This is a genomic window from Corynebacterium sp., assembly GCF_022712195.1.
Taxonomy (GTDB): domain Bacteria; phylum Actinomycetota; class Actinomycetes; order Mycobacteriales; family Mycobacteriaceae; genus Corynebacterium.
This window is the reverse complement of record NZ_JALAGY010000066.1, coordinates 1-6806: the sequence shown is the minus strand read 5'-3', so window position 1 is coordinate 6806 and position 6806 is coordinate 1. Positions and strand designations below refer to the sequence as shown.

8 protein-coding genes are annotated in these 6806 nt (G+C 71.0%); 5 read left to right on the top strand and 3 right to left on the bottom strand.

Going from position 1 to position 6806, the window contains the following annotated elements; all coding sequences use genetic code 11:
• Position 1: 1 nt before the first annotated feature.
• Positions 2-646, bottom strand: a complete 645-nt coding sequence (locus Q0A34_RS08810; RefSeq protein WP_291479626.1) for a TetR family transcriptional regulator — start codon at positions 644-646, stop codon at positions 2-4.
• Between the two features lie 66 nt (positions 647-712).
• Here Q0A34_RS08810 and Q0A34_RS08805 point away from each other — a divergent pair, with 66 nt between their 5' ends.
• Together Q0A34_RS08805 and Q0A34_RS08800 are read left to right on the top strand one after the other, a co-directional pair.
• Entirely contained in the window at positions 713-1948 is a 1236-nt protein-coding gene (locus Q0A34_RS08805; protein ID WP_291479625.1) for an FUSC family protein, read from the top strand.
• A 29-nt stretch (positions 1949-1977) separates the two neighbouring features.
• Complete coding sequence (locus Q0A34_RS08800; protein ID WP_291479624.1) at positions 1978-2454, top strand: GNAT family N-acetyltransferase; 477 nt, start codon at positions 1978-1980, stop codon at positions 2452-2454.
• 4 nt (positions 2455-2458) lie between these two features.
• On the opposite strand, the gene Q0A34_RS08795 is transcribed toward Q0A34_RS08800, so the two are convergent.
• Positions 2459-3361, bottom strand: coding sequence for a hypothetical protein (locus Q0A34_RS08795; RefSeq protein ID WP_291479623.1), 903 nt, complete (start codon positions 3359-3361; stop codon positions 2459-2461).
• A 108-nt stretch (positions 3362-3469) separates the two neighbouring features.
• Here Q0A34_RS08795 and Q0A34_RS08790 point away from each other — a divergent pair, with 108 nt between their 5' ends.
• From Q0A34_RS08790 to Q0A34_RS08780, 3 genes are read left to right on the top strand one after another with little or no spacing between them, the layout of a single operon-like run.
• Positions 3470-4756, top strand: a complete 1287-nt coding sequence (locus Q0A34_RS08790; protein ID WP_291479622.1) for an adenylosuccinate synthase — start codon at positions 3470-3472, stop codon at positions 4754-4756.
• Positions 4757-4768: 12 nt separating this feature from the next.
• Positions 4769-5323 carry a GNAT family protein gene (locus tag Q0A34_RS08785; protein ID WP_291479621.1) on the top strand — a complete coding sequence of 185 codons (555 nt, stop codon included), beginning with the start codon at positions 4769-4771 and terminating at the stop codon, positions 5321-5323.
• Entirely contained in the window at positions 5320-5742 is a 423-nt protein-coding gene (locus tag Q0A34_RS08780) for an MGMT family protein (protein WP_291479620.1), read from the top strand. The genes Q0A34_RS08785 and Q0A34_RS08780 overlap by 4 nt, the downstream gene beginning before the upstream one ends.
• A 176-nt stretch (positions 5743-5918) precedes the next feature.
• Here Q0A34_RS08780 and Q0A34_RS08775 read toward each other — a convergent pair.
• Positions 5919-6806, bottom strand: an 888-nt coding sequence (locus Q0A34_RS08775) for a zinc-dependent alcohol dehydrogenase family protein (protein ID WP_291479619.1), incomplete at its 5' end; no start/stop codon positions are given.

The following is a 6806-nucleotide window of genomic DNA, read 5'->3' as shown; positions in this document are numbered from 1 at the left end:
GTCATGGGGTCGGCTCCTGTGTGTCGGGGTCAGGCACGTCGAGCAGTGTGGTGAGTACGGCGGCGATGGTGCCGGCGTCGGTGGCGTCGTCGTGCAGTGCGGCGTGGACGGTGAGTCCGTCGATGTAGGCGACGGCGGCCGCCGCCCGTGTCCGGCCCACACGGGCGGAGAGCAGGTCGGTGAGCTGGTCGGACCACTGCAGGGCGAGTGTGCGCAGGGACGGGTCGGTCATGGCCGTGCTGATCATGGCGATGTTCGCCCGGACCTGGCGGGTCTCGTGCAGGAAGTCCTCCACGATCCGGGCGCAGGTGGCGATCACCCCGGTGATCTCGGCGGGGTCCGAGGCACCGTCGAGCAGGTCGGCGATCTCGGCGAGCTCATCCTCCGTCTCGTCGGCGAGGACCCGGAGTGCCTCGTCGCGCAGGTCGTCGATGCTGTCGAAGTACTGGGTGGTGGAGCCGACGGCGACGCCGGCGCGGGCGGCCACCGCGCGGTGGGTCAGTGAGGACGCCCCTTTCTCGCAGATCAGCTCGGTCGCGGCGTCGAGGATCGCGGCGCGCCGTCCGGCGGGGTCCCGTTTCCCCGCGGCGGGGGTCGTGCGTTGCTCCGGTGTGGGCACGTGGGCCACCTTCCTGTTGATGTACATCTGTACATGTACATGTGTACATCAACTCCGGTCCGGCCGGCAACAGGACGTGTCACAATGGACCCCATGACCGAGAGCCGGAAACAACGGGAGAGGCGGGCCCGGGAGCGACAACGGGACCGGGCGCGCGCCGGAGTGAAGGCGGCCGCGGAGTCCTTGCAGCGCTTTGCCGTCGTCGAACGCGTCAACAGGGTGCGCGGCAGCTCCGTCTTCGCCCTGCAGTGCGCCGTCTCCGCGGGACTGGCCTTCTTCATCGCCCACAACGTCGTCGGCCACGAGCAGCCCTTCTTCGCGCCGATCGCCGCGGTCATCAGCCTCGGCGCCTACGGCGGCAAACGGGCGCGCCGGGGTCTCGAGATCGTCGTCGGCGTGGCCGTGGGCATCGGCATCGGCGACGTGGTGATCTCCCAGATCGGCGAAGGCGCCTGGCAGATCACCGTGGCCGTCTTCGTCGCCATGATGCTGGCGGTCTTCGTGGACAAGGGCGTGCTCGTGGCGAACCAGGCGGCCAGCTCCGCCGTGCTCGTGGCCACCCTCATCCCGCCGGGGGACCAGGCCGGGTGGGAGCGCATGGTCGACGCCCTCATCGGTGGTCTCGTGGGGCTGGTCGTCGTCGCGGTGATCCCGAACAGTCCGCTGCGCGCCGCACGCCGGGAGGTCGCCAGCCTGATCAGCAAGGCGGCCCTGGTGCTCGACGACGTCGCCCAGGGCATCGAGGAGCAGGACGGGAAACTCATCGGCGAGGCACTGGTCACCGCCCGCGGGACCCAGGCCGGTGTCAATGAACTGATGTCCTCGGTGGGAGGCGGCGACGAGGTGGTGAACATCTCGCCCATCTACTGGTCGGCCCGGCGCTACGCCCGGTCGATGAACCGCATCCTCACCCCGGTCGACAACGTGATGCGGAACTCCCGGGTGCTCGCCCGCCGCGCCGAGATCATGGTGGGCGACGGGGTGGAACCGGACCCCGAACTGACCAGGCTGATCCGGGACCTCTCCGACGCCCTCGGGCACCTCGGCACCCTCTACGCCTCGGGCGGCACCCGCGGCACTCGCCGGGAGCTCGTGGAGATCCCGGAGATCACCCGTCGGCTGCAGGTGCTGGCGGGGCGGGCGGACATGTCCGTCGCCGACGGTGCCGGCCTGTCGGGCACGGTCGTGCTGGCGCAGTGCCGGTCGATCATCGTCGACACCCTGCAGATCTGCGGGATGTCGCGGGAGTCGGCGATGTCCGTGCTGCAGCCCACCGTGGAGGACCCCCGCTTCCCGCCGGAGGTCTGGGACGGGGACGACAGGGGCTGACCGCGGACCACGTCGGATACAGTATCGGTATGGCAACAACCGCTCTGTCCGACATCACCGTCAAGCGCTGGGGGGACCTCGACACCACGGAGGTCTACGCGATCGCCAGGCTGCGCTCCGAGGTCTTCCTGCGCGAGCAGAAGGTCGAGGACGAGGAACTCGACTGGCGCGACCTCGACGACAGCACCCTGCACGTCTTCATCCGCAGCGGACGGGAGGTCGTGGCCTACCTGCGCACCCTGGCGGTGCCCGCCCTGTGGAACGTGCCCGGCACGGATGCCGTCCGCTGTGTGCTGGGACGGGTGGCCACCGACCCCCGTTTCCGCGGCCGGGGCCTGGCAGGTCAACTGATCGGACGTGCGGTGGAACTGCACGCCGGGGAGCCGATCGTGCTCCACGCCCAGACCTACATCACCAGGCTCTACGAGGCCCACGGGTTCCGGGCCTACGGTGAGGAGTACGACGAGGGCGGCATCCCGCACGTGTCGATGGTGCGGACCGCCTAGCCGGTCAGCGCCGCACGAACTGCCCGTCGCGCAGGTGCCGGTAGAACGTCACCTTCGAGGTGGGACGCGGGTGGATGACCCCGTCGCGCACCACCGTGAGCTCCACCCCGCCGGCCTGCAGCGCGCGGCCGGTCAGCACCGCCTCCGGGTCCACCCCGCCGATCTCCGCGGGACGGCGGAACAGGCGACGGCGGGGCGTGGTGCGGGCTGCCTCGGTGTCCCACACCGACGGGGTGACCAGCCGTGTGGCGGCGAGCCCCGGGGCGTCGACCGTGGGGACGAGCCGCGCACCGAAGGCGCCGGGGCGGCCGTCCCACGCCCGGCTCCCGGAGTTGGCGAACAGGGTCTGCGAGTCCACGATGATCTCGCCGACCAGTTCCGCACCGCGGTGGAAGATCTCCGCTGAACCGAGCGTGACCAGGCCGGAATCGTCGCGCACCACAGCGGTGGGGCGCACCGGCGCGGTCATGGCGAAGTTCAGCGCCGCCACCGTCGGACCGCCGGCGGAGGCGCTCACCTCCTCCAGCTGCCAGTTCCGGGCCACGACGGAGGTGTCGCCGTCCTCCACGACCGGCACGAACCCGACGGCGATCCACATCGCGTCGATGCGCATCAGCCGGGTGACCACCGCCGACAGCGCCGCGTCCGACCCCACCACGACCACCCGCACCGGACGGTCGGGGCGCTGCGGTGCGAACTGCGGGGCGCCCTGGTGGGGGACGTCCGGTGCCGCGGCGATCTCGTCCAGGCCGGGGGTGTCGTCGACCGGCAGGTGCGCCGCGGCGAGCTCGTCGAGGAGCCGCAGGTCGCGGCGTCCCGGCACGGCGGGAAGAGTGACAGCGTCGGCGACGAGGGCGCCGACCAGATCTGCGGCGCGTGGTCCGCACGCGAGCACAACGGTCGTCATGGTTCCCCACAGTACGGGACGAAGATGCTGGAACGGGCACAGTGAACCGCTACACTGTTCAGTTGGTCAACGTACTTGGAACCGGATCGGAAAGCGACGGCAGAGCCAATGACAGCAATCATCGTGGTCGGAGCGCAGTGGGGCGACGAAGGAAAAGGCAAGGCCACCGACATCCTCGGCGGCCGGGTCGACTACGTCGTCAAGCCCAACGGCGGTAACAACGCCGGCCACACCGTCGTCGTCGGTGGAGAGAAGTACGAGCTCAAACTCCTGCCCGCCGGAGTGCTCAGCGAGAACGCCGTCCCGGTCATCGGCAACGGCTGCGTGGTGAACCTCGAGGCGCTCTTCGAGGAGATCGACGGACTCGAGGCCCGCGGCGCGAACGCCTCCCGCCTGCGGGTCAGCGCCAACGCCCAGCTCGTCGCCCCCTACCACCAGGTCCTCGACAAGGTGTCCGAGCGCTTCCTCGGCAAGCGCGCCATCGGCACCACCGGCCGCGGCATCGGCCCGTCCTACGCGGACAAGGTCTCCCGCATCGGCATCCGCGCCCAGGACCTGATGGACGAGTCGATCCTGCGCCAGAAGGTCGAGGGGGCGCTGAACCAGAAGAACCAGATGCTGGTGAAGCTGTACAACCGCAAGGCCATCGACGTCGACGAGATCGTCAGCTACTTCATGGGCTTCGCCGAGCGGCTCACCCCGATGCTCATCGACGCCGAGCTGGAACTCAACCAGGCCCTCGACGCCGGCAAGTCCGTGCTCATGGAGGGCGGTCAGGCGACCATGCTCGACGTCGACCACGGCACCTACCCCTTCGTGACCTCGTCGAACCCCACCGCCGGCGGCGCCTGCGTGGGCTCCGGCATCGGCCCCACACGCATCACCAGCTCACTGGGCATCATCAAGGCCTACACCACCCGCGTCGGTGCCGGCCCGTTCCCCACCGAGCTCTTCGACAAGTGGGGTGAGTACCTGCAGACCACCGGCGGCGAGTTCGGTGTGAACACCGGCCGGAAGCGCCGCTGCGGCTGGTACGACTCCGTCATCGCCCGCTACGCCTCCCGGGTCAACGGCTTCACCGACCTCTTCGTCACCAAGCTCGACGTGCTCACCGGCATCGGCGAGATCCCGATCTGCGTGGCCTACGACGTCGACGGCGTGCGCCACGACGAGATGCCGATGAGCCAGACCGACGTGCACCACGCCACGCCGATCTACGAGACGATGCCCGCCTGGGACGAGGACATCTCCGGCTGCCGCACCTTCGACGACCTGCCGGAGAAGGCGCAGGACTACCTCAACCGCCTCGAGGAGCTGTCCGGCTGCCGCATCTCCTACGTCGGCGTCGGCCCGGGCCGGGACGAGACCATCGTCATCAACGACGTCCTCGGCTGACCTCCCCCGCCGATGACCTGGTCTGACCCGTCTGGCCCGTCTGACCTGCCCGGCCTGCCCGACCGTTTCCCGGCCGACGGGGGACGGGAGATGCGCCTGGTCACCGCGCAGGACGCCGACCTCGTCGAGGCAGCGTTGCCCCCGGAGGACCGCGGGGACACCTTCCGCTACTTCACGGCCTCCCCCTTCCCGCTGTCGGGGTTCATCACCGACGACTCCCGCCGGACCTACGCCCTGTGGGCCGACGGTGCCCCCGTGGCCTGCACCACCGTCTACAATGCCGACCGCGCCGCCGGGACCGTGATGCTCGGCCACACCTGGGTGACACCGTCCGCACGGGGCCACGGCGGGGCGGCGAACACGGCGATGAAGGAGGCGATGTACACCGTGCTGCGGCAGGCGGGCGTCGACGAGGTGTGGTTCCGTGCGGATGTGGAGAACCTGCGTTCCTGCCGGTCGATGGAGAAGAACGGGGCCGAGCGCATGCATGTCGCGGACGCCCCGAGGGTCTACCCCGACCGGGTCTCGCGGTCGGTGTTCTACCGGAGACGGCTGACCGTGCCGTGACCGGGGAACTGCGCGACCGGGTCCGGGAGGTCCTGGAACTCATCGACGACGGCGAGGTCACCGGCTACGGGGAGGTCGCCGGGGCCCTCGGGGTGCCGCGGGGCGCCCGGGCGGTGGCCCGCGCCCTGGCCACCGGTGGTTTCGGGTGGGACCTCGCCGCCCCGGTGATCCCGGTGGGCACTGTCCGCGGCGGTCGCTCCCGGGGTCGCACACCGCACTTCGTGGTCCCGGAGATGGGGGAGGGGGAGGACTCCCGGTCGGCGGGTCTGGCCCGGCGGGCGGTGTCCTTCACCAGGGACGGGGACAACCTGTTGATCCCCACGAGTCAGTGTCTCGACGCGGCGGAGATCGCCGAGCGCCTCGCCGCGTGCCCACCCTCGCACCGTCCCACGGAGAAGTCTGAGCCTGTGCCGGAGTAGTGCACGGCGTCAGCCTTTTCCTCCCCGGTGTCGTCCACCCTGGGCCGACCCCGCGTCCACCCCGGCAGGCGGCAACCCCTGAGGTCGGTCACACCGGCCTCCGGGGTTGCTCCGTGCGCCAGCACCGGCACCGGCACCGGCACCTCGGCCCGGCACCGGCACCTCGGCCGGGCAGCTCAGGCCCACGGGTCGACGAGGATCTTCCCTCGTCCGATCCCGCCGCCAACGCCCGACTGACCCAGTACCCCGGGCAGTCCGTCCAACCCGGTCCGCACCGCCACCGGTGTGTGCAGCAGACTCCGGCGTTGCAGCGAGAAGACCGGTCCGAACAGGTCCGGGAGATCCACCCGCGGCACCGAGTGCACGGTGTCGCGCAGGCGGAACATGTCCACGCGCGTCCCGCGGCGCCCGTCCGAGCATTCCGGCGGCAACGGCTCGCCCGACAGCAGCCCGTAGAGCACCAGGGTGCCGCCGGGGGCGAGTGCGTCGACGAGGTCGGTGCCGAGCGGGCCGCCGACGCAGTCGAGGATCACGTCCGGGCCGCCCGGCACCGCAGTGCGCAGCTGTGCCCGCCAGTCCGGGTCGGCGGTGCTGACCACCTGTTTCCACCGGGAGGGGTCGGCGACCTCATGCCCCGGCGTCCCGCGGACCAGGCCGACGGGCCGCAGTCCGTGGAGTTCGGTCAGCAGCTCCGCCAGGTGCCCGGCGATGGCGGACGTCGCTGCGGTGACCAGCACGGACCGGGCGTCGGTGCAGTGCCGGGCCACCATCAGGGACGCGGTCAGCGGGTTGATGTAGGAGAAGCAGGCGGTGCGGTCGTCGAGGTCGTCGGGCACGGGCACGCACCACGTGTGGTCGACGGTGCGGCGTTGCTGCCAGCATCCGGGGCCACCCAGGGGCAGCACCCGGCGGCCGATGAGCCCACGGGTGGGGGCCGGGACGTCCGGTCCGGCGTCCTCGACGACTCCGACGCCCTCGAAACCGGGGATGAGCGGGAAGGTCGTGCGTGACGGGTACGCGCCGGAGACGGTGACGGCGTCGGACGGGTTGGCTGTGGTGGCGGT

Excerpts from the sequence above, each read along its gene's own strand:
- Q0A34_RS08805 (WP_291479625.1), top strand. The coding sequence starts at position 713 with ATGACCGAGAGCCGGAAACAACGGGAGAGGCGGGCCCGGGAGCGACAA.
- Q0A34_RS08790 (WP_291479622.1), top strand. The coding sequence starts at position 3,470 with ATGACAGCAATCATCGTGGTCGGAGCGCAGTGGGGCGACGAAGGAAAA.
- Q0A34_RS08800 (WP_291479624.1), top strand. The coding sequence starts at position 1,978 with ATGGCAACAACCGCTCTGTCCGACATCACCGTCAAGCGCTGGGGGGAC.
- Q0A34_RS08795 (WP_291479623.1), bottom strand. The coding sequence starts at position 3,361 with ATGACGACCGTTGTGCTCGCGTGCGGACCACGCGCCGCAGATCTGGTC.
- Q0A34_RS08810 (WP_291479626.1), bottom strand. The coding sequence starts at position 646 with ATGTACATCAACAGGAAGGTGGCCCACGTGCCCACACCGGAGCAACGC.
- Q0A34_RS08785 (WP_291479621.1), top strand. The coding sequence starts at position 4,769 with ATGACCTGGTCTGACCCGTCTGGCCCGTCTGACCTGCCCGGCCTGCCC.